Annotated in this window: 14 protein-coding genes and 1 pseudogene; 9 read left to right on the forward strand and 6 right to left on the reverse strand. The window is 50.2% G+C overall.

Going from position 1 to position 21,298, the window contains the following annotated elements; genetic code table 11:
• Nucleotides 1-38: 38 nt before the first annotated feature.
• Both FYJ85_RS10190 and FYJ85_RS10195 read right to left on the reverse strand, forming a co-directional pair.
• Nucleotides 39-1,322: a hypothetical protein gene (locus FYJ85_RS10190; RefSeq protein WP_154418310.1), complete on the reverse strand. Its 1,284-nt coding sequence runs from the start codon at nucleotides 1,320-1,322 to the stop codon at nucleotides 39-41.
• A gap of 265 nt (nucleotides 1,323-1,587) precedes the next feature.
• Nucleotides 1,588-2,388 carry an AraC family transcriptional regulator gene (locus FYJ85_RS10195; protein WP_106051782.1) on the reverse strand — a complete coding sequence of 267 codons (801 nt, stop codon included), beginning with the start codon at nucleotides 2,386-2,388 and terminating at the stop codon, nucleotides 1,588-1,590.
• Between the two features lie 117 nt (nucleotides 2,389-2,505).
• Between FYJ85_RS10195 and FYJ85_RS10200 the strand changes: the two genes are divergently transcribed.
• From FYJ85_RS10200 to FYJ85_RS10230, 7 genes are all read left to right on the forward strand, one after another.
• On the forward strand, nucleotides 2,506-3,531 hold the full coding sequence (locus FYJ85_RS10200) for a nucleoside hydrolase (RefSeq protein WP_106051780.1): 1,026 nt from the start codon (nucleotides 2,506-2,508) through the stop codon (nucleotides 3,529-3,531).
• Nucleotides 3,500-4,228, forward strand: coding sequence for a prepilin-type N-terminal cleavage/methylation domain-containing protein (locus tag FYJ85_RS23080; RefSeq protein ID WP_106051778.1), 729 nt, complete (start codon nucleotides 3,500-3,502; stop codon nucleotides 4,226-4,228). The genes FYJ85_RS10200 and FYJ85_RS23080 overlap by 32 nt, the downstream gene beginning before the upstream one ends.
• Before the next feature lie 159 nt (nucleotides 4,229-4,387).
• The gene (locus tag FYJ85_RS10210) at nucleotides 4,388-8,506 is read left to right on the forward strand and encodes a beta galactosidase jelly roll domain-containing protein (protein ID WP_206213093.1); all 4,119 of its coding nucleotides are present in this window, start codon (nucleotides 4,388-4,390) and stop codon (nucleotides 8,504-8,506) included.
• A gap of 205 nt (nucleotides 8,507-8,711) precedes the next feature.
• Entirely contained in the window at nucleotides 8,712-9,986 is a 1,275-nt protein-coding gene (locus FYJ85_RS10215) for an MFS transporter (RefSeq protein ID WP_154418312.1), read from the forward strand.
• A 34-nt stretch (nucleotides 9,987-10,020) separates the two neighbouring features.
• Nucleotides 10,021-12,012 (forward strand): hypothetical protein, encoded by a 1,992-nt coding sequence (locus tag FYJ85_RS10220; RefSeq protein WP_106051774.1) that lies wholly within the window; start codon nucleotides 10,021-10,023, stop codon nucleotides 12,010-12,012.
• Nucleotides 12,013-12,028: 16 nt separating this feature from the next.
• Nucleotides 12,029-14,323 (forward strand): sodium:solute symporter family protein, encoded by a 2,295-nt coding sequence (locus FYJ85_RS10225; protein WP_106051773.1) that lies wholly within the window; start codon nucleotides 12,029-12,031, stop codon nucleotides 14,321-14,323.
• A 9-nt stretch (nucleotides 14,324-14,332) separates the two neighbouring features.
• Entirely contained in the window at nucleotides 14,333-15,868 is a 1,536-nt protein-coding gene (locus FYJ85_RS10230) for a hypothetical protein (protein ID WP_154418314.1), read from the forward strand.
• Nucleotides 15,869-15,935: 67 nt separating this feature from the next.
• Here the strand turns inward: FYJ85_RS10230 and FYJ85_RS10235 are convergent, their stop codons facing one another.
• Nucleotides 15,936-16,397, reverse strand: a complete 462-nt coding sequence (locus FYJ85_RS10235; protein WP_154418316.1) for a hypothetical protein — start codon at nucleotides 16,395-16,397, stop codon at nucleotides 15,936-15,938.
• Nucleotides 16,394-16,849 (reverse strand): DUF3990 domain-containing protein, encoded by a 456-nt coding sequence (locus FYJ85_RS10240; RefSeq protein ID WP_106051768.1) that lies wholly within the window; start codon nucleotides 16,847-16,849, stop codon nucleotides 16,394-16,396. The genes FYJ85_RS10235 and FYJ85_RS10240 overlap by 4 nt, the downstream gene beginning before the upstream one ends.
• A gap of 623 nt (nucleotides 16,850-17,472) precedes the next feature.
• Here FYJ85_RS10240 and FYJ85_RS10245 point away from each other — a divergent pair.
• Both FYJ85_RS10245 and FYJ85_RS10250 read left to right on the forward strand, forming a co-directional pair.
• Nucleotides 17,473-18,786 (forward strand): tyrosine-type recombinase/integrase, encoded by a 1,314-nt coding sequence (locus tag FYJ85_RS10245; RefSeq protein ID WP_206213094.1) that lies wholly within the window; start codon nucleotides 17,473-17,475, stop codon nucleotides 18,784-18,786.
• A 134-nt stretch (nucleotides 18,787-18,920) separates the two neighbouring features.
• Nucleotides 18,921-20,162, forward strand: coding sequence for a tyrosine-type recombinase/integrase (locus tag FYJ85_RS10250; protein ID WP_206213095.1), 1,242 nt, complete (start codon nucleotides 18,921-18,923; stop codon nucleotides 20,160-20,162).
• Nucleotides 20,163-20,363: 201 nt separating this feature from the next.
• On the opposite strand, the gene FYJ85_RS10255 is transcribed toward FYJ85_RS10250, so the two are convergent.
• Both FYJ85_RS10255 and FYJ85_RS23085 read right to left on the reverse strand, forming a co-directional pair.
• Nucleotides 20,364-20,693, reverse strand: coding sequence for a hypothetical protein (locus FYJ85_RS10255; RefSeq protein WP_154418322.1), 330 nt, complete (start codon nucleotides 20,691-20,693; stop codon nucleotides 20,364-20,366).
• A 481-nt stretch (nucleotides 20,694-21,174) separates the two neighbouring features.
• Nucleotides 21,175-21,298: pseudogene (locus FYJ85_RS23085) on the reverse strand (IS1595 family transposase); the annotation flags it as partial.

Raw genomic sequence — 21,298 nt, forward strand, 5'->3', positions numbered from 1 at the left:
TCCCGGCTATCCGTCCGTTTTTGTTTTGTGGTATTTCGCTAAATCGCCATCCTGATCCGCTCGATGGCGCGTTTCGCCTGAACGAAATCCCGCTCTTTCTGCTTTTGCGCAAGCTGAACTTCCTTGACCTTGCGTACCAGCAGGGTTGATTCGTCCAGGGCGAGTTTGAGTTTATTCCGGAACGTATCGATGGTATTGCAGAGTTCATCCAGCGGATTGGTTCCGGGTTCATGGTTCGGGGCGACCGTCTGCACCGGGGCAGACACCACTTTGTTTTCGATGTTTTCCATTTTGCTTGTCTCCTTTTCTGGTTGATGTTTGGGTAATATGTGAATCGGCATCGCAAGATACCGGCCGCTGCCACCCTCGGCAATGACCGGTATCCTGCCGTCCGAATGTGCCCGAAACTTCGTGTAGCCCTGCTGAAGCATCCGCAGCAGAACATACTTGTTGAGCGCCAGTACCGCGCGGGGTTGAGCGCCGATCACCGTTGCCTCCAATCGCAGTTCCATATTCGGGAAGTTGTTCGGAATCACGGCGACGCCGCCCGGAACCACGTTCAGCTCGATCGCGTGAAACGGCGGACTGTCGGGAACCGCTTTCAGAAACGTGATGACCCGTTCCGGCTCGTGAATCTCAATCTGATAATCCAGCGTCTTGTCGGCAGGAATCACCTGCTTCCAATCGGGAAAGTTGCCCGGCAATGCCTTGCCCTGCCACTGGAAACCGCCGATTACGATACGGAACAGCCGCTCATTCCGGCAGCGCCAGAGGTGCAGCGTGCCCGCTCCCACCAGCCGTGCGGTCAGCAGCGCCAGCGGAAACGGCAGCGTCATATCCTCCGGGATTTTCAATGGACACGGCAAATTGAGCAGCTCCTTGCCGTTCGTTGCGGTCACGCCGTCGCGGGAAAGGTTGATCCCCCGCAACGCAAGTCGCGCTTCACGCAGATTCACCACCGGGGCCGCCAGCGCCAACAGCTTGCCGAAATCCGGCGGCAGTTCGACCGTTACCGCGTCATTCGGGACGACCTCCATTTCCGGCCAATCGAGCCGCTTGCCGTTCACTTCGACCTCGCCGCTACGCGTGGAACGGATCAGTTCCCGCAGAGCCTTATATTCGACCGCGAACTCCTCCATCTCCCCGGCATCGCCGATTACTTCGACCGTGACGGATTCCACGCCATCGGTAACGGTCAACCAAACCTGTTCCCCGACACCGAGAAACCGCACCGACCGCTGTACCTCCACCGGAGAAGTCTGCGACACCACCTTGCCGAGCACTTTCAACGCCTCAAGCAACACACTCTTCCTGAGCTTCATCTTCACCACCTCCATGCGATTAAAACCAATCAGCCCCACCGGTCACAAAGACCGACAGGGCTGATCACTCATTCAGGCCGATTACTTCAGCCTGCCATCACGAAGGTTATATATAGATGAAATTCGTCTGAACTGCACAAAACAACAATTATTGTCGTCAGACCCAAAAATGTTCAATTGAGAAGGAGGAAAATTTAACAGACTTAAACACTTCCATCTCAATATCCGTTTTATCTTTAACCCATATAGAACAGGATGAAAGAACTCACAGCTTGCAGCGTGCTTTACCGGGAGAAATGCCGTGCTTGCGCCGGTAGAGGCGGATAAAATAACCGGCACTGTCGAATCCACATTCGGCAGCAATTTCCGCGATGGAGAGGTAAGAATTCTTCAGCAGTTCTTCGGCACGGGCAAGGCGGAGATCATGCAGATAGCCGAGTGGCGGAGTCCCGCAGTAGTCCGTAAAGAGCTTGCGCAGCAGTGACACACTGATTCCGGCATACTCCGCCGTCGCTTGGACCGTGACGGGACGAGTGAGATTTTCATGCAGAAATTCAAGGGCTTTGCGGAGTTTCGGGTGCTGTCGGGTGGAGAGGGATTGTTTCTGCTCGAAAGCGGAGAGCCTTTGCAGAAAGCTCAGCAGCAGAGCCGATGCCCCCGTAAGATCGTTTTTCTCGGTCATATCGCACAGTTCAAGAAACATGCGGATGGTCCGCGTTTCACCGCCAAGGTCAAGAGAACGCCAGTGTTGGGCGAAAAGAACCGGATTCGCTTGAAAAACACAGAAGATGTTGTCTTCGCCCGGATCATCGATCTGGTTATGGATCACCTCCGGCGGGATGACCAGCAGTTTGCCGGGAGTGCCTTCAAAGATTCCGGCCGGACTTTCTACCCGGCAATGCCCGTCGAGTACATAGATCAGTTCACAGCCGCCGTGTTGGTGTGGAGCGACATTGCCTATTACCTTGCGCCGCCACGCATAGAAGAGCAACGGCAGTTCCACCGATTGTACGCTCATATCGATCCCTTTCGTTGATGGGTGCAACATAACGCCGTTTTTCGGCATTTTCCAGCGATTCTGGCGATTTGTGCCATTTATTTATCTATTTGTACCCAAAATACAGTTGGTTCGGATTATAAATTACGGTATAATATAAAAAGAAAAACAACGAAAGGAACCATAATGACAAACTGCGGCCCCAAACCGATTCCGACCATTCTGGATACGGACATCGGCAACGATATCGACGATACCTGGGCGCTCGGGATGCTGCTGAACAGCCCTGAATTTGACCTGAAACTGGTGTTGACCTCAACCGGTGATGCCCGTTACCGGGCCAAGGTTGCGGCCGGATTTCTGGAGGCGTGCGGCCGCGACGATATTCCGGTCGGCATCGGCGTCTCGCGTGCGGACGATTCACCCGAAACCATGCATGAATATGCCGACTCTTACCGGCTGGAACAGTACTCCGGAGGCATCTGGGAGGACGGTGTGGGCCGGGCGCTGGAACTGATTGCCGCCGAGCCGGAGCTGACGGTGATCGGTATCGCGCCGCTGACCACTCTCGCCGAGCTTTGCCGCCGGGATGAACGGGCGGTCTCCCGATGTCGCCTGATCGTGATGGGCGGTTCGATCGCGAAGCGGCATCGCGGCGCAGCCGGAATGATTGCCGAATACAACATCAAACTCGACGTGCCGGCGGCGCAGCGGACGTTCCGGGCGCCGTGGCGTGAAATCCTCCTGACGCCGCTCGATCATTGCGGCGATATCGCGCTGTCGGGAGTGAATTATCGGAAAATCGCGGAATCAACCGCACCGGTTCCCCGGAACATTCTTGCCCAATATGCCGTCTGGCGAAATTATTGGAAACATGACGGCCCGGCACATGCCAGCAGCATCCTTTATGATACAGCGGCGGTCCATCTGGCGTATTCCGGGGAGTTCACCCGCCTGGAACGCCTGAAACTTGTGGTGGATGACGGCGGCTTTACGCGAATCTCTCCGGAAGGGCGCGAGATGCTGGTCGCTATGGAAATGACCGACCCGGCCGCTTTTCAGCAACGGCTGGTTGAGAGACTTATTACAACCCAACCAACAGAAATGACCGACCCGGCCGCTTTTCAGCAACGGCTGGTTGAGAGACTTATTACAACCCAACCAACAGAAAGGATTGAAAATGAAAAATTTGCACCGTTTTACCCTTATTGAGTTGCTCGTAGTTATTGCAATAATTGCCATTCTCGCCTCGATGCTGCTCCCGGCGCTGAATAAAGCGCGGGCGAGCGCTAAAGCTTCAACCTGCAAAAACAACCTGAAAACGCTTGCTACCGCCAATCTCTTATATGCGGGTGATTTTGATGATCACATAGTCCCCGTTTATGTGAATGGTATAGATGAGTCAAATTGGCATTACAATAAATCATTTGCCCAACAGATCGGCGTCAATATAAAAGAAAGTGAGGAAAATCCTTTATGGCCGAAAGGGTTGCTTTGCCCTCTTTCTCGCGGAATAATGTACCCGAAGGAAGGCAACTATTGCAAGATCATCGATTCCTATACGCTGAATAACACCTTCTCAAACGGCGACTGGGGCTCCCCTGCTATACGCAGTATCCGCATCAGCCGGCTTTCCGCTCCTTCTCAAAAGTACATGTTTCTTGATGGATTAAGAGATAGTCTCCTGTATGGCAACAGTTTTGTTAACCGCAACGATTATCTTGTATCGGGAGAAAATGCCAATACTGCAACTGCTTATCGTCACAACTCTGGTATTAATTATTCATTCTTTGACGGACACGTCGATTGGAGCGATTATAACTGGCAGAACTGGCCGGGAGGCAACGGCTACACTCGGAATTGGGCATTCTGGCAACCGGGTTGGAGCGATGTGAGCGTTCGTTTCTGATCTGAAAACGTGCATGGGAGAAAGATGGTTTTGAAGCGATACGGAAAGTTGTTGTGGGCAGCGTTGCTCTTCTGGGGGCAGACCGGTTTTGCCGATGGAGGCAAAGTGGCCGAATCTTTCGATATGCCTTGTCCCGACGGGATGTCGCGCAGTCGGCTGATGACACTTAGTGATGCCTGGCGTCAAACGACGCCGACCCGGGAACGGATCTCTCTGAACGGTTTGTGGGAGTTTCATCCGGTGCTTACGCCGGATGAACTCGAAAAAATCCCGGGACCGGGAACCGGCTGGGGATGGTTCAAAGTGCCGGGAGCATGGCCGACGGAACCGAACGGCATGGCGTTTTATCTGAAGCCGGAGATTCTCGCACGCTTCAAGGTGGCAGAGTTGAATTCCGCATGGTATCGGCGGGAAATCGATGTGCCGGAAGAGTGGAAGGGGCGGCGCATCCTGCTTTCGGCCGATCTGATCCAATCCTGCGGCATCGTGTTCGTCGACGGCGTGAAAGCCGGAGTGCTTTATTATCCCGGAGGCGAACTCGAATTGACCGGCAAACTGCTGCCGGGAAGCCATCATACGCTTGCGGTGTTGGTCAGCGCCAAACCGGAAGAACAACTCGAATATATGGGGCATGATCGTCTGGTCAAGCTGAAATCGAACCTGCAGAACCGGGGAATTTGCGGCGACCTCTATCTGGAGTCATTGCCGATGACCGCCGCAATTTCCGATGTGCATGTGATTACCTCCGTCAAAAGCGGCAAAATCACTTTCGATACCGGTTTCACGACGCTTCCGGCGGGAACGTACCGGCTGGAAGCGGAGATCTCCGAAGGGGGAAAGGTGGTACAAACGTTTTCCTCGGAGCTATTTACCGTCAAAAAAGGGAAAAATATCCGCCATTCCTTCGGCGGCCTCTGGAATGATCCGAAACTTTGGGATATCGACATTCCGCAGAATCTTTACGTCGCCGATGTGAAGCTGCTTTCCGCCGAAGGTGAGATTCTCGACCGTTTTCTGCCGCAGGAATTCGGTTTCAGGGAGTTTTCCATCGACGGACGCGATTTTTACCTCAATGGCAAAAAAATTCATCTCCGGGCGCTGGTTACTCGCGGCCCGCAGGACGCTGACTTTGGTTCCGCCGAGCGAGTCGACCATATGGTCAGGACGGCCAGGCAGTTCGGCGCGAATTTCCTGATCGGCTGGAATTACAGTTTCACCCCCGGAGTTTTTGCATATCCGGCGGGGTATCACCGGCACACTTCAGAGCGCGGCATGCTCACTTCCCTGACGCTGCCGCATATCAAAGATTTCGGCAATGATCTGGAGAATCCCGCAAATCTGGCGGAGTACCGGCGGCAGACGGAACATCTGATCCGGCGTTTCCAGAATATTCCCGGCGTGGTCATGTACGTGATGAACCATAACCGGCTCGGCTATATGGGGGACCAGAATCCACTGCGAATCGGTAATGATTACCGTCCTGAACGGTATATCGCCCTGCCGAGCAGAAAACAGGGGCGCATCGCGGAGAAAACCGCTAAGGCATTCGATGCTTCCCGTCCGGTCTACCACCATGAAAGCGGCAACTTCGGGGACGTCTGTTCCTTGAACTGTTATCTGAACTGGGTGCCGCGCCAGGAACGGGGCGACTGGCTAGAACCGTGGGAAAACAACGGAACCATGCCGGTATTTTTTGTCGAATGGGGTTTGCCGCACGTGGCAAGCTGGTCGAGCTGGCGCGGCCCAGAATTCATTTGGGCCAGCAAAGTACCGCAGTGTTTGTGGGTAAACGAATACAATGCGGCGATTCTCGGCGAGGAGGCCTATCGCTTCGAGAAGGCGAAGGGGGCGCTGTACGATCTTCAGGCGGAGAAAGCTTCCGGCAATCGCCGGGTTTTCTTTTCCGATCTCGGTGCCAACAACAGGCTGACCTGGATTGAAGATGTGCGGCGGGTGCGCGCATGGTTCGCTTCGGAGGACTTCCCGAATCTTCGCGCCCGGGGTATTTCCGGGCTGTTGCCGTGGGATCAGGCACAGCTCTGGAATTGGCTTTCGCGGGGCGAGGCGGACCGGGACAATCCGGCACGCTTCGAAAATCTGAAACGGCCCGCCCTGGTTCCGGACCGGATTGAATCCCATGGAGAAGCAATCAACAATCCTGTTTGCAAAGTTCGTCTGAATGTCGCCGGAGAGACGGTTCAAAAGAACTTTCAGGAATTTCTCTGCCGGATTGCGGGCAAAGTCGGCGATTTCACGGAAAGGGGTCACAATTTCCATTCCGGAGAAACCATTCGGAAAAGTCTGCAACTGCTGAACGACTCCCGTCATGATGCGGAAATCGGCTGGAAGTGGAGCGTGCCGGAATTCGGATTTTCCGGCACGGGCAGTTCAATCGTTCCCCCGGGAGGCAGGACGGATATCCCTCTGGAATTCACCGTACCGGAGAATGCCGTCGGAAAAGCCGTCCTGCGGGCGGAATTCACTCTGCCCTCCGGGAAGAAGCTGGAAGATTCTTTTGCTCTCGATCTCTTTGCGGCGCCGTCCGCAGTAAAGATCAAGTCGCAGGTCGGTCTGTATGACCCGGAAGGAAGCGCGGCGCCGCTGCTGCAGAAACTCGGCGTGCCGTTCCGCCGGGTTGTGAACCGGCATAATCTTGATGGTGTGGAATTGCTGGTGATTGGCCGGAATGGCTTGAAGGATTTCCCGTTCGAGCTTTCCGGACGGCTGGAGTCGGGGCTTAAACTCCTGCTGCTGGAACAGAATGCGGAAGAACTTCGCCGTATCGGATTGCGCTGTGTGGAATTCGGAATGCGCGAAGCCTTCCTGCCCGACGGCGAAAAGCTGCACGACTGGCGCGGCAGCTCCACGATGCTGCCGCCTTATCGCAAAACCAATGACTTTGAATGCAGTTATCCGCTGGTCAATGCGAACTTCTTCCGCCAGACTCGTCCCTGGCGCGCCGGAAATCGCGGCTCGCTTGCCGATGTCGTTGTGGAAAAACCGCAGATCGGAGACTGGCTGCCCGCGGCTTCATGCGGATTCGATCTGCAGTATGCGCCACTGTTGCGCCTGACGGAAGGACGCGGCTGTGTCATGCTTTGCCAATACGCGGTTTCGGGGCGCACGGAATCTGATCCGGAAGCGGAAAAAATTCTGGCTCAGGCGCTGGTTGACCTGGATCGTTACGAGCCGGCCGCCAGACGGACGGTCTTTTATTCCGGAGACGCGGCCGGAAGTGCTCTGCTGAAAGCGCTGCACATTCCATTTACGCCGTATCGCGATGCCGCCTCGCTGCCGGAAAACTCCCTGCTGGTGGTGGGGCCGGGCGGGGCCGGAGAAAAGCTTTCCGAATTGGCTGCGGCGGGAACGAATATTCTCGCGCTCGGACTTTCCGCGGAGGAGCTGAACCGCGCTTTCCCCGGAGAGTTCCAGACGCAAAATGGAGAATTTTATTCCGATTATGTCCCGGGATTGGCGAAGATTCCGGAATTTGCGGGCATCGGCAATGCGGAACTGCATTGGCGCGGGAAAGTCCGGTTCGACGCCTTCTCTCCGGACTCGCCGGGAGGGCGGATGCTCTGCCGGAAAGAGATAGGAAAAGGCTGCGTCGTTGCCATGCAGCTGCCGCCGTGGAAATTTTCCGAAACGGAATTCAGCTGCCGTACCACGCGACGCCGGACTGCTTATCTGGTGTCACGGCTGCTGGCGAATCTCGGAGCCGCTTACCGTTCCGGCTTCTTCGCGATGCTTGACCGGACCGCGGGACGGCGGGAATTCGAGCTGCCGAATGACTGCTGGCAATTGTGCGCCGATCCGCAGGACAAGGGAGAGCAGCAGGGATGGCAGAAAGCGAGCTTCCGCCCGGGGCGCGACTGGCGCAAGGTACGGGTTCCCGGCTGGGTCGAGGAGCAGTTTCCCGAATTGGCGCGCGGGAACGGACGTTTCTGGTTCCGGCTGGAATTCACGTTGCCGCCGGGGCTGGCGGAACGGCTGAATGAAGTCTTTCTCGGCTCGATCAATCAGGAGACGCACATTTGGATCAACGGAGTCCCGATTGCCTCTGAAACCGGTGAAAAAAGACGCTGGATCACCCGGGAGTACAGAATTCCGGCCGGAGTGCTGAAAACCGGCAGGAATGTCCTGGCGATACGTTGTGTGGATACCGAACATCAGGGCGGCATTCTGAACCTTCCGTTGCTGAAAGGAGCTGCAGGCAAGAGCTTTTATACGGACGTTCCGAAGGCGGCAGACGATCCCTACGGGTATTTCCGCTGGTAGCGGTAAATCAATGATTGAAAGGTAAAAACGAAACTTGCCGGCTTGTTGTTCATAAGAAGCGATGGCTCCTCTGATCGCAACAATCGAAAGAGGAGCCTCTATTTTCAGGCAATGGCATTCCGGTCGCAAAGAACATTTTCATTCACAAGTTTACTCGTAATCATATTTCGTCTCTTTATATCGTAAAGGCATTTGCGAAACTGAAATGATTTTTCAAGGACCATTGAGTGTTGCCCGGCAGCACCGCAGTCAGAAATTTTATTATATCTTCAATCTCATCAACGGGCTCTCTTATATGTGCCTCGGCGAAACGGTGATCATTCTGCTTGCCGTAAAGATCAAATCTCCGGACGCGATCGTTGCGGTACTCGGTTCCATGAGCTTTTTCGGTTATTTGATGCTGCCATTGGGAAAAAAGCTGACTTCACATGTCGGGGCGGTGAAAACGCAGGCGATCTGCTGGGTGCTGCGAAATGTTTCGGCATTGATTGTCGCTTCAAGCGCGATTTTCTATTGGCTGGATCTGACTGTTCCGGCAATATGTCTGCTGTTGGGAGGGGCCTGGCTTTTTTATGGATTCCGTTCCGCGGGAGTGGTAATGTCCCAGCCGCTGGTTGGCGATATTGCCGCCGAAAGGGAGCGCGGCCGGGTGCTGGCAATCAGCAATGCGCTCTTTTTCGGCAGTTGTTTGCTGGCACTGCTCGGCATCACATTGCTGCTGCAGCGGAACCAATCGATCTGGATGCTGATCGGAGTCATTGTTTTTGGAGCCACGTGCGGTATTTTCGCATCGGCGATTTTTTACCGGGTGGATGAAACTGCCGCACTTCGGGATTCTGCCGGAAAACCATTGGGCGGGGATTTTCGTTATGCAATCCATTCGCCTTCGCTGCGAAAGCAGATCTTTGCAATATTTTTCGTCAATTCAGGAACGATTCTTCTGCTGCCGATTTCCATTCTTGCGTTGAAACGCGGATACGCGCTCTCTGATTTTGAGATATTGAAATTTGCATTGCTCCAATTCGGAACAAGTTCTCTGATGTCGTTGCTGACCGGACGGCTTGCTTTGCATATTGCGCCGGAAAAAATACTTTTCGGCGCTTATGCCGCGTTGCTGATGCCGGTGTTGTTCTGGCTGTTCGCCCCGAAGCAATATGCATTCTGGTATTTTGCGCCGCTCTGGGGGATTGCCGGTGCGGCAACCGTTTCCGCAACGAATGCCGCGACCCATTATTTCCTGCAGAGCGTACCTGTCGCAAAACGGATTGCAGTTTCCATATTCCTTTCGATTTTTACCGGTGCCGGTGCGGGGATTGCGGGCATGGCGGTGGGCAGCGGGCTGCTGAAGCTTTGTGCAAGTTTTGCCGGTTCTTCAGAACCGTTGACACAATATCGATGGTACTTTTTATTGGCGGGGGTGCTGTTGTTTCCCGGAATTATTCTGATCGGCCGCCTGCCGCATTTTCAATCTCGCGCCTGAAGAAGAAAAATCACAACCTTTAAGGAATCATGATATGATGCAAAACAATTTTTTCAAGATTGAGTTCAAGCCGGAGACCGGAACCGTCAAGTCGCTGGTCATGAATCATGACCCGGATGGCATGAACTGGGTTGAAGGGCTTTTCAGCTGGGGGCTTCCTGCGGATTTTGAGTTTGTCGAAATGAAGTCGGCAGGCAATGAAGTCCATTCCCGCTACCGGAAGGAGACGCTGGAACTCGAAGTCATTCGCACTCTCGAACCGGATCGCCTGACTGAACGTTATATTTACCGCAACACCGGTTATTATGATCTCTATTTTCAGCGAGGCGGCCTCGGCATTTACGCTACCTTCAACGACAGCTACCCTGAAAGCGATATCTGTATCAAAAAACGTTGTCACGCGCATATCTGGTGTGGCGGTGAACACTCCTATATTCATGCACGGAAGATGGGACCATTTCCGACTGAGCTTGCGCTGATTCTCACGCACGGTTCGCTGGATTCCTACAGCGTGGAGCGTATTGAACAGGAAATGAGCAATGATCGCGGTGACTTTGTGCTGCATCCCTCCCCATGCCATCTGCTGCCTGGCAGTGAAATGGTGCTGGAATGGCAGCTTGTCGCTTTCCCGCAAGGCAAATTTCAGGAAACTTTGCTTGCCGTGAATAATGGGATCTGGGTGGAATTTGCGCGGGAAACCATTTTTCCGGAAGAAAAATTCGAAATCTCCGTCGAGAGCCGCCATTGGGAAGGCAAGATCTCAGTAAGCTGCCGCGGAGAAAGCGTACCGTACAAGATGCGTGATGGCCGACTTCTTGTCGAATACACTCCACAGGCGCTTGGAGAACACCGGTTCGATTTTCAAATTGGTGAAAAACAGTTCCATATTTACGGATACTGCTGCCCGCAGTTCGATGAGCTGCTTGAAAAACGTGTGCGTTTCATTCTGAAACACCAGCAGATGAAAGATCCCCGCAGCCCGCTTTACGGCGCGTTCATGATTTATGATAATGAAGAACACTCCCAATATTACAACTACATCTGGCGCGATCACAATACCAGCGGAGAACGGGGCAACATGGGACTGCTCATCTGCCGCTGGGCTCAGATGCATCCGGAGGATGCCGAAGCGAGAGAGGCGTTGGAACTTTACGAACAATATCTTCTCCGGGAAACCTATGAAGTGGAAACCGGCATCGTTCATGGTGATATCGGGAAACATTCCTGCCGAGTCCGGCTTTACAATACTACCAACCTGATTAACTTCTGGCAGGAGCTCTACCGTCTCAAAAAGGAGGTCAAGTATCTGCGATGGATCGCCCGTTCCATCCGGCTTTTCTATTCGAATGGCGGCATGCATTTTTATCCCAACGGTACGCTCTTTTCCGATGCGATCGACATGATCCGCGAAGCGGGGCTTGCGGCAGAGGCCGATGAACTGACGGAACTGCTGCGTAAACATGTGACGCAGATTCGAACCATCGGACTTTGCTATCCGCCGCATGAAGTCCGTTTTGAACAGACGATTGCAACCCCGGCCGTGGCGATACCGGCGGCATTCTATGACCGGATCGACGCGGACCCGGAAATTTTGCGCGACATTGCCGTGCAGCTGGATGTGCTGAGTCGTTTTTCAGGGAATCAGCCGGATTATCGGCTGAACGAAATCCCCATTCGTCACTGGGATGAATTCTGGTTTGGGAAACGGCATCTTTATGGAGACACTTTCCCGCATTACCTGAGCTGTCTCACGGCAAGAGCGTATTGGCTCTACAGCAAAATTTCCGGTGAAGTTATTTATCGGGAGAAAGCCAGGAAGTGTCTTCGAAACTGTCTCTGTGTATTTTCCCCGGACGGCACGGCCTCCTGCGCGTATCTCTATCCATTTTCAGTGACGATGCGTAATCCGGACGGTTCAATTCATACACCGGCGCAGCGTGGTGAATTTTTCGATCCTTTCGCCAATGATCAGGACGGCGTACTGTATATGATCCTGCGCATGGGCGGTCTTGACGCATTGCGGTAACTGTAGGAGAAAGTAAATGCACTGGGTTGATTGGGCCATTATGCTCGTGCCGTTGCTTATGGTATTGGGAATGGCTTTTTATTCCGGACGATATGTACGCGGAGTTGCGGATTTTCTGGCGGCCGGACGGGTCGCCGGACGCTATGTGATGTCTGTCGGGGATTTGATCTCGGGGCTGAGCGTAATTACGCTGGTGGCGCTGTGCGAATCCAAATATCAGACCGGATACGGGGTGGAATTCTGGGGAAAACTTTTCGCTCCGGTTGGAATCATTTTTTCTCTGACCGGATTTTGCGTCTACCGCTGGAGAGAAACCAAAGCATTGTCATTCGGACAATTTCTTGAAATGCGTTACAACCGGGCATTTCGCATTTTCGCATCGACTTTGCGTACGATCTCGGAGATGGTGACAAATGCGCTGGGACCGGCAATCGCAGTAAATTTCTTTATTTACTTTCTTAATTTGCCGCGGCATTTTACTGTATTCGGATTGAGTATCCCGATGTTCGGATTCATTCTGGTGGTGCTGATGACCGCCGCGCTGATTTGCATCTGGCCGGGGGGACGGGTTTCGCTGTTGATTACGGATACGATTCAGGGACTTTTGTGTTATCCGGTATTTTTGATTATCATCGGTTATATTTTAATCAATGTTTCATGGAACGGTGAAATCACACCGACAATGGCGGACCGGGTATCGGGGGAGAGTTTTCTCAATCCCTACGATGTGGATAAATTGCGCGATTTCAATATCTTTATGCTGATTGTGAATTTGCTTGCCTCAATTTTGAACCGGGCAAGCTGGTTCGGCAATGATACGACTAATGTGGGACGCACGCCGCATGAACAGAAAATGGCCGGAATCCTCGGCGCCTGGCGTAACGGCGTAAGTTATCTCATGCTGATCGTAATCGCGGTACTGGTCATTACGATCATGAACCATCAGAATTATGCCGTGCGAGCCAAGGAGGTTCGTGATATTCTCGGTACTAAAGCAGCGGAGGAGACCATTCAGGACCCGCTTTTACGCAGCAAGGTGACGGCGGCAATCAGAGCAATTCCCGAACAACGTCATAAAATCGGGGTCGACGAACCATTATCCCGGGTGAAAAATCTGGATACCCCGGTATTGGAAACAGTGCAGAAACTGGTTGGTGACGATGGGGAAGGAAGTTTTACCTTTCAAAAATTCCGCACAGTCTACCAGCAGCAGATGATGGCGGTAACGCTGAACCGGACATTTCCGGTCGGGATCATCGGGCTGTTCGGACTGCTGATGATTCTGCTGGTTCTTTCAACTGACGACTCGAGAATTTTCAATGCGTCGAGTACGATCATGCAGGATGTCATTTTGCCATTCTGCAGGAAAACGCTTTCTCCCAAAGCTCATCTGCTGGGATTGCGGCTCTGTTCCGTAGCGGTGGGAATATTCTTCCTGATGTTCAGTCTGCTGTTCGTTCAATTGGACTATATCACCATGTTTATGACGATTATGTGTTCTCTCTGGCTGGGAGGAGCCGGACCGGTAATGCTGGGGGGATTATACTCCCGATTCGGAACGACTGCCGGAGCTTTTGCATCGGTACTCACCGGATCGTGCATTTCGATTGCCGGGATCATTATGCAGAACAACTGGGCAAAGCACATCTATCCCTTTCTGGTTGCGCAGGAGTGGGATGAAGCAGTGGGAAACTTTTTGGAATGGTGTAGCGCACCGTTCAATCCCTACATCGTCTGGGAAATGACACCGGAGAAGTTTCCGATCAATTCTTTTGAAATTTTCTTCATGGCGATGCTCTGCTCCTGCATTGCCTACGTCATCGGCTCGCTGATAACCTGTCCCAAGGGAGGATATAATCTTGATCGTCTGCTTCACCGCGGAATTTACAGCATTGACGGAGAAAAAAAGATCTCTTCATCATGGTCTTGGGGCAATATCTGGAACAAACTGATCGGTATCACGCCGGAGTATTCCCGTGGCGACCGGATCATCACTTGGTCCGTATTTCTGTATTCCTTCATCTATCAGCTGGGAATTTCATTTGTGCTGGTGATTGTCTGGAATTTCATTCAACCGTGGCCGGATGAGTGGTGGGGATACTATTTCTATATTACCACATTGATAATCCCCGGATGTGCCGGAGTAATTACGACGATCTGGTTTATATGGGGAGGGACAAAGGATATCATCCAATTGTTTCGTGATTTGGAAAAACGTGTCGACAATCCGCTTGACGACGGACGGGTTGTCGGCCAGGTATCTCTGGCCGATAAGAACGCACTGGAAGAAATTGACAGGAAAAGGATGTAAGGTTTTCTGATGAATACACAAGATGAACTGAAAGATTTTTTTGTTGATTTTTTTGTGCCGATCGACAATATCCCGGAAAATACAACCCGGCGTGATTCGATCTGTATGGAAGCCCGTGCCTCGTTGCTGATAGAGGCGAATTGTACCAGCGAGTACTTTCCGGCATTCATGAAATCCGGTGTGCCCGGCTCAAACTGCTGGATCTACAAGTTTTCCCAACCATGGAGCTGCAAATGTTTGCATCACTTTAACAATAATTATAAGTTAAGTTGGTCTTTTAAGGAGTTCGAAATTGGTACTCCTTCGATAAATTGGAATTGGCATTCTGCAAATACCTGGCGTTTGAAGATTGATATGAAGAGCAGTGCCAATCTTAATATTATTAACGAATTTGATCCGCCTTTTAATTATGTACAACTAATTGATTGGGAGAACAGTGATGCGCCTCGCCTCTCCAATAACATATTGAAAGCAGATTTTGAGCAGGTCAATTCATATTTTCAGCAAGTTTATCGTTCTCGTTTTCAGCTTTGTTCCCAGATTTCTCCTTATAAGACACCTGAACAGGTGTGTCGCTTTTTCGGAAATCGCGGGGAGGTTTTTGCAAAGCTGAAAAGCGACAGTATGCGTCCTGATTGCTTTCTAAAAGATCTTGATCAGACAGTACCGAGACGAAGCGACCAAGCTGATTGGTCAGAAGCTCGTATAGAACAGGAAATGTTTTTAGAGATATTGCCTTGTTCGCCGCAAGGAGCTTCGCTGTTGCCGCTTTGTCACAAATATAATGGCTGGTTTTGTCAAGTATTCCCGTTTAAGGATGAATTCGATGAAATCCGGATGCAGTTAATCAAGTTGTACATGCCGAAAACACAAACAAAATGCCTTGTTCCGGTGACAACTTGGATACGTGAAAACTATCCTTATAATCAATATTTCTGCGTCCCGTTGCCGAAGGACAAGCAGCCGCTCTATAATCTTGATCTGCTGCTTAAACCGGAAACAGAAACAGTCATTTTGACAGATAGCGTGGAGTTGGCCGATTCCAATCAGCGTAATGCCTTTGATGGTATTCTATTCACAAGCTTCATTTGTTCACCGGAACACTACGAGCAGGTGGATTGGGCTCCGTTGAGAAATAAAACAATTTATTATTTGATTACAAATCATTCTGGCATTTCTTTAGAATCAGCCGCATTGAAAGCACGGAAGTTGAAGGAATATCTGGTCAAAGAGGAACCTGAAATAAAACTCTTTTTCGTTACACTTCCTGTGGATTACAAACTTGAAGGACATTTGGGGCGTTCTCGGACTTTCAAAAGTGTTGATGATATTCTGCAGAATTATGAGGAATGGCCTCCGGTTGTGAAAACGACTGAAATCAAGTTTTGGGAATCAGACGAAGAATTTCTGGAATTTTGTGCAGAGGCAGAGGAAATCATCAAAAGTCATAATATTATAAAACCACCAACCTTAGCAGAGATTACAAGATATTGTCAACAAGAGGAAATATTCTTTTCAGAATGGATGTCGCGTCCTTCTGAATAATATTAAAACTTACACCTTCCTCTGCTGTCACACAACAGCAGAGGAAGGAATGTTATAAATTTCCATATTACAGGAGCAATGGTTGACCAGCCAGATACGATTGATAGATATACTCCGGATTTTCAAAAAACATGCTGCTGTTGTAATCATCCAGCCGGTCGGCTATCCAGGAGTTGTAAACTTCGATCAGTGCATCGGAAAAGTCAATCCCTTTTGCTTGAGAAACCGCAATGATCAAGCGTTTATAGACTTTGCCAATATCAAAAATGGAAGGAACAGTATAACGGCAGGCTGCGACATTATTGAAGGTTCCCTGCAGTATATGGTATTTCTCTGTCAGATTGTCGATCAGCTTCTCCATATTCTCGCTGTGATAGATGTCTGCCAGCTCCAGCAGATGACGAATCTCGGCAATTCCAAAAGCGTTTACGACTACACGCCGATGGTTCTTTGTCTTCCGCCCAATCGCTTCGATCAGCGAACAGACAAAGAAAAGATCGTTTTCCTGACGGTCTTCACGTCCGGTCATCGTGTGACCTCCTTGCTTTCCAAGAAAGTCAAACAGGACAACGCTCTCGGGGTGCAAAACGTAATCTGATGAGTTGGATGCTTGAATTTTGCCAATACCCAGAATTGTTCTCTGGTGAGAATTCCGCTGATGAAATCGGCAACATAGTTCCATATCTGATCGTTGGCCATCGCTCCAACTACGATGTCATGAGAATGCGGAGTACCGTTCCGGCAGGCTACGATGAAGTCAAGCCACTCTTCCGTCATCTGATCGAAACTCAGAATATCCAAATCAGGATCAGGAGTGTATTCATAAAAACTGACAACAGGGGTATCGAACCGCCTTGACCAGCGTTCCGCTTGCGATAGCAACTCCGTGCAATAGAAACCGGGACCGAAATCTTTATTATTCCGGCTCGGTTTTATTTCCGGAGTCCGTATTTCACAATATCCGCCGTGGTAGACAATCATTGCGACCTTTCCTGTTCAGCAACTCTTCAGTTTATATCTTCTCTAAAATCTTGAACACGTAAAATATATCATCCATGGAGACATTTGCAAATCAAGGTTTGACTTTTACTGACGGAGCCATTATAGTAAAAATATCATCGTTGGGAACTATGAAAGTTCTTTGAAATGGTAACAAATGGTAATTTTACCATATTGACGAGGTATGGGTACAGGAAGACGGAGTCAGAAAAGAGGGTGCCATCAGGTGTCATTTTCAAGGTGCAAACGCCAGAAATTACCGTTTGAGCCTTCTTTTTTCTCTTATGTGAAAGCGGCCAAATTCGCCACTTTTGAGTTCAAATCTTCCTGTTTAGAGATGTTTTGAGGTGAAGAAAAACTCTTCGGATGTTCCAGCTGCCGGAGCCATTTTTTACCCTCAGAATCGGAAAATCGAGACCTTTTTGCGACCTCTTCGATTTGATCCGGGTAAACGCTTCTTCATGAAACAGCATACGAATTCTCTACGCTACAGAACGGATTAGAATATGCCGGTCTATTACAGCGGTAAGAAGTTTCACTACCGTTTCCGGGTCAAGGGCAAACGCCATTACGGAATCTGCGAAGGCTGCACGACGGAAGAGCAGGTGCTCGCCTACGAAGCCCAAGTCAATGCCAGACTCCGGGAAGAGGTGAAGGCAGCTCAGGAAAAGCTTCGTCAGGAAGAACAGAAAATTGCCTTCAACAATAATGTCCGCTCCCTTGTTGAAAATTATCGTCAGGTCCTGAATGACGGCAAAAAGGTTTCGCTTGCGGACGCCTATGCCTTGTACAGCCGGAAACTGTCCCGGAAACGGAAATGCAGTGACAAGACCCGGAAACAGAAAGAAAGCTACTGGCTGGATTTTCTGGCGTATATGAAGGAAACTTTCCCGGAGATCATCGATCTGGATAAAGTTTCAAAGGCGCATTGCGAAGACTATGTGACTTTCCTGATCGATTGCGGACGTTTCCTGAAAGAGAAAAAGGTAAGCCTGAAAACGCATGGGAAAGTTGTACCAGTCTCTTACGAACAGCCTTTTCTGATCGGCAATAAGACGATTAAGGAAATCTGCAGCGTCATTAAAAGTGTTTTCGAGCGCCTGAAGGATGATGCCGGTCTGCTGGCGAATCCCTGGAACGATGTGATCCTGCCTGCCGTAGACGACTCCATCGAGCGGGAGATCTTCTCGCTTCATGAATTGAATTTGATCCGAAACGGACTGGCGAAAAATCATTTTTGCGCGCCTCTGTTCACGGTAGCCGCCGTTACCGGTCTGCGGGAGGGAGATATCTGTACCCTCAAGTGGAAGGAAATCGACTGGACCTCAGGAGTCATCCGCCGGATTATGAGAAAAACCGGCAAAGGCGTAACCATTCCGATTCTGTCCTCGCTGAAGGTGTTTCTTGCCGGACAGCCCCGCGTTTCCGAATACGTGTTCCCGGAACATGCGGAATTATACCGGCGGTGCAGTTCAAAGGTATCGGTGCGAATTAAAGATTTTCTCGAAAACGAGCTTGATATCAGGACGACGGTTCAGCCGGAGAACCGGAAAAATATTTCCATCAAAGATTTGCACTCCATGCGGCATGTATTCTGTTACTATGCCGGTAAAGCCGGAATACCGATCAATATCGTCCAGTCGATTGTCGGTCATATGAGTCCGGTGATGACCTCTTACTATCAGAATCATGTTGTTCTGGAGGACCAGAAGCAGGAATTGGAAAAACTGCCGTCGTTCCTGATTTTCAACTCGGTCAATCTGGATCAGGAAGAACAGAGAAAACGTCAGGAATTGATTCGTCTTGTACAGGAAATACCTGTGGAGAAACTTCAGGAGTTCATGTCGATTGCACAGAAGTTCACCATGAGAGATCAGGAAGAAAACGTAGATGCAACGGCATTGCACAAGGCGTCATAACATGTTCATAATTAAGAATAATTGTTGTGATATGCGACTTGACGGATGAATATGTCGCGGTTATATTACTTCTTAATTCGGAGAAGTAGCAGGGCAGGACCTCCATGCCGGAAATATGGTATGGAGGCTTTTTTATGACTGTAGCACTTCATGGCATGAACTATCGTTATCGTTTTCGCGTAAAAGGAAAACGGTATTTCGGGCTTTGCGTCAATTGTCACACGGAAGAAGAGGCGTTGGCCTTTGAAGCGCAGGAACGTAATCGTCTGCTTGCCGAGTTTTACGAAGCGGAAAAACGTTCCGCGGAATATGCCGCTCAACTCCAGATCGAACAGGAAAAAATCAAGTATAACCGGAATGTTCGGGCGTTGGTAGAGAATTACCGCTATGTTTTAAATGGCGGTAAAAGCGTTTTACTTTCCGAGGCGTATGAACTGTTTCTGGCAAAGCCCCGGAAGAGAAGAAACATTTCCGAGAAATCCCGCAGACAATACCAGGCTTATTGGGGTGATTTTCTGGCATTCATGCAGAATACTTTTCCTGATATCAATAAGCTGGAACAGGTCATGTCATTGCATTGTGAAGCATACGTCTCTTATCTGATCAGCAATGGCCGTTTCAACAGCAAGAGTGATTACCAGCTTGGGAACAAAACCATTTGCGAGATCGCAAGCTCCATCAAGGGAGTATTCAGGCGCCTCAAACGAGATGCCGGTTTGCTGGAAAATCCCTGGGATGATGTGATCTTGCCCGCAATGGACGATTCGCTTCGCCGGGAGATTTTTACGGTGGACGAACTTCAGAAGATACGTTGCGGGATTCTGCATAATTCATTTTGCCGGCCATTATTTACAATTGCGGCGGCAACCGGATTGCGCGAAGGTGATATTTGTACTTTGAGGTGGAAAGAAATAGACTGGGTCGGTAAAAATATCCGTAGGGTCCTTAACAAAAACAGAAAAGACGTTTCCATTCCCATTCATCGGATGCTGTACGATTATTTCCTGCGGCTTCATAATGACGATGAGTATGTTCTTCCTGAGCACGCGAGAATCTATCTATCCTCGCCGACTACTGTTTCGAAGCGGATCAAAACTTTTCTGGAAGATGATCTGGGAATTGTCACGACAGTTCAGCCGGAAAACCGCAGAAGCATTTCGATTAAAGACCTGCACTCCATGCGGCACGTGTTTTGCTATTATGCGGGGAAAGTCGGGATTCCAATTTCCGTCGTTCAATCAATCGTCGGCCACATGGATGAGCGTATGACGGCATATTATCAGAATCACGTGCAGGAAGAAACGCAACATCAGGAGCTCGAAAAGCTGCCGTCTGTCTTGCTGCTGGATGCTGAATATGCAAAATTTGCGATATAAAAATGACAATACTGTTGTTCATAATGGGTTTGCAGGATGGTGTTATAATTCTTCATCATCATGAAACTTGAAGGGACGCGCCGCTCCGAACAGGGACGCGGGACGTTCGTAAACGTTCCGGTCGCGCCACGGCCGGTTTCCGGGCTGCGGCAACTCGTCTACATTGCATCGAACCTCTAGGAATTCCTGGCCCATCGGGCGTTAGTCGGTGTGGAAAGCATTATAGCCATAGGTCAGAATATCCGGCACGGCAAACGCGCTGCAGCTCCGGCTCATCGAAGTGCGGCGGCCTGGCGCGTCATTCGTGTAGCCGTATTTGCTGACGGAACCGTTCGCCACTTCGGTGACCAGATCGCGGTGCGGTTCGTAACTCCACGCCGTGTTTACCCCGTTCGGACGGGTCAGATTTTCAATCAACTCGCTGTCTGCCAGTCGGGTATAGGTGAAGTTTCCGGCTGGGGTGGTAATCTGGTTCAACCGTCCGTAGCTGTCGTAACTGTACGTATAATTATTTACATCCCCGATCTGCATACCGGTTATTCTCCCTTTGTACCCGGAATCGGTATAGCCCTGATAAGCGTCTTGTTATAAATACCATTGATCGTCTCGGATATCAAGTTGAATTCAGCATTATATGCGAAGGTTCTTGTTCCGGCCGCGTCGGTTACGGTTACCGGCTGCCCAATCCAATTATGGGTATAGGCGATATCCGGCGGATTTTCTAAACAAAAACAAAAATTTGAGTAATACAGTTACTAACCAAAACGTAAAAAAGATCATGCATACTGGTAGGATTTCTGGTGAAAATCTTTGATGAGCAGTAAATAAGCATATCACAAAAATACTCATAATTATAGATATAACGATTATGAAAGTGGAAAGAATTCTTTCTTTACTTATTTTTGTATATAGTAGTGATAATCATTCCATGAGATATTAATTTTTGATATATTATAAAAACAAAGAATGAAATAAACAAAGATATCTGGTACAAGCCAATAAATATATAGGTTCATGACATCTTTAGCGGATTATTTCGACATACCTTCAATAATAATCGATAGATATCATGCTTTCTATAATTGAATCGAAATTCGCATTCTTTCAAGTGCAAGTAAAAGGTATTTTTCGAGATG

Source organism: Victivallis lenta, assembly GCF_009695545.1.
Taxonomy (GTDB): domain Bacteria; phylum Verrucomicrobiota; class Lentisphaeria; order Victivallales; family Victivallaceae; genus Victivallis; species Victivallis lenta.